We start from the raw sequence: 2,732 nt of genomic DNA on the forward strand, positions 1-2,732 counted from the left end.
AAGTTCTTCTTTAGTGAGCTCAGCTGCCCCGTCTTTGTTTTTAGAACCTGTTACATCCAGATAAAGCTTGCCCGAAATTGCCTCGGTCGTATTTGATGGTACAACTTGAGCTTGCATTAGATATAATTTATTTTTATCTAAATTATTGGCAAGTGAACCATCGGCTAATACTTCAAAATCTAGCGTTCCTGGTGGTGTTGCTGGATCCACATCCGCAATGTCGATAAAATCATTGCCCGGAGTGTGAACTATACGGTATTTGCCTTCCGGTAATGAGTATAGCTCCATCGTCCAGAACTTACCCCAATACTGATAATCATTACTGTTTTTATCCCAATAATAAACATTTGATGTATTAGTCCCTCTCTCTGAATCTGAACCATACCTATCGCCATTCATATCATTAACAGGCATAGCACGAATATTACCTTTTCCTTGCATTAGAAAATTTTTAACAATTGGTGCACCAAGTTTGTCAAATCGAATTTTATGGCTAGTTGCAAGATCTTGACTGCTATTTTCTACTGCTGTTACGCTTTTACGTAATGCTTTAACGATAAAATCTTTTCCAGCTGTTAGCCCATCAGCGCCGGTAAATTTATAAAGCCCATCAGAACCAGTTTTTTTAGATGCAATAACACTTTGTCCGCCTATTACACAAGCATTGTTATCTTTACAAAGTAAGACTGTCGCATCAAAAAGTGGTAGATCATCATAAGTCCCTGGAATATTAACTTCTAATTTCCCTTTGCCAGAATATGTATCTAGGTAAACTTTACCACGAACAACATAATCTTGTTGTTTCAGCTTATACCAAAAGTTAGTTCCCTTATTATGCGCTTTTCCACCTTCAATTTTTATTTCAAAAACTGACTGGTTATTTTCAACGCCAGTATTTTGATCATTATTTTCAAGTTCAATATCTTGTGAATTAAAATTACTTCCAGCAGAAAAACTTGGTCTAGTTAAAACACGATATTGACCATCCGGTAGATTTGTAAAATTATAATAACCGTCCTGATTCGTACCAAAATTTGTGAATAAGTTCCATGTATTATCTGACTGCTTTTTGTATAACGATACCTGGGCAAATTTAATTGCTGTATCTTCATCTGGGTTATAATCACCCAAAGCGCCAGAATGGCTATTATTCAGATAAACATAACCAGATAGCGTATTCGGCTTTTTAGGTTTGAAATACATAGCATTCGAGTGTGAAAGTTCCGTTTGTATCGTTAAAATATAATCACCACTCGAATAGTCAGCTTCAATTTCGTCATTAATATCATCAATTTTATAAGTATATAACCCGGCATGATCAATCGGAGCAGCTATCCTACCGAGCGCACCGAGCACGCCATACGAACCACGTTTGCCGAGTGTTGCAGCTAATGGGGTTCCTTGTTTATCAAGAAGCGGAGTTACGCCGTCTTCTTCATAAAAAGAGACTTTCATGTAAGTTGTAGCAGTGTGTGTTAAGCTGACACCATCAACCACACCACCCCAAGCTGTAGTTAAATTAGCTGTTCTAATATTGCTTTCAACGTTTAACGTTCCTAAGTTCTCTCGAAGGGGAGAATACCAAAAGTTTCGATTCGATTGGGTTCCTTTACCTAAACCAACAACAATAATTTCTTTAGGGGCGATATTAGCCTGAGTACCATTACTAAGTTTTACTTTCCCTTTATGGCTACTTCTTGATTTTGGTGAAGTACTGGTTGATTTACCATCAGAATCATTCACAAAAATATAGGAATTTAAATCTATACCAGATTCGTTAATGACCACTTTATAATCTTTGCCGATCGCCAAACCACGGAATTGATATAATCCATTGCTCTTATTTGTTGTTTGTGTAGCAATCTTTTTCCATGTACTATCATCGTATTGATAAAGATCGACGGGGGTTTCTAAATAAGTCGTATTTGATACAGGTAATATATTATAAGGCTTACCAGAATCAGGTCCCCTAGGCAAAAACTGATTTGATAAGACAAATACCTGACCCGATATACCAGATAAACTTGAATCATTTGGATCAATTTTTAATAAAAATGTCGGACCACTTGTTTGGTTATTTGCATCTGTTATTTTGATGTTTTGTTCAAGTTTGCTAAGTGGAATATAAGGCGCTTTCACATTGGTTACTTTTATGTCATAACTCGCCACCGCTAAATCTTTAAAACGATATAGACCATCATCGCTTGTAGTTATCGTTTTTGTGCCCAAAACTTTGGTTGTCGTGCCGGGATAGTAAAGCTCGACATTCATACCTAATGCGCCAGTATCCGTATCAGCACCATAGATACCGTCATTGTTTTGATCTATAGCTACGATTCCATCGACGCCCCATTCATTACGTGGTTTTATATTGAATGCACCTTTTTGATTGGTACCATTCATATTAAACTCTATCGTATTAATGTATTTATGCGAATTATCGGGTAATGTTGCATCCCATAAGGTATATTTAGTTTGATTACTTGAGTCAGCAATAAAATCTTCAATATCAACAATTAGGTCATACTTATAGGTTTTTAAAGTATTTTTGATGTCAATTTCACCTTTATCATTGGTGGCAAGCGTTAACTCTTTTGTTGATGCAGAATTAATTAGTTTAATGGGAATATTTTTGGCGCCATTACCTTTTTCATCCTTAACATCTAAATGAATATCACCGCCTTGCCCTTTGATAAATAAGTTCTGAGCAGACGCACCGGTATCAACGATAA

1 protein-coding gene is annotated in these 2,732 nt (G+C 36.3%); it reads right to left on the reverse strand.

What is annotated here, in order from left to right:
• Positions 1-2,732, reverse strand: a 2,732-nt coding sequence (locus tag J3U35_RS03175; RefSeq protein ID WP_267359514.1) for an SdrD B-like domain-containing protein, incomplete at both ends; no start/stop codon positions are given.

Source organism: Gilliamella sp. B2717, assembly GCF_026536675.1.
GTDB lineage: Bacteria > Pseudomonadota > Gammaproteobacteria > Enterobacterales > Orbaceae > Gilliamella > Gilliamella apicola_I.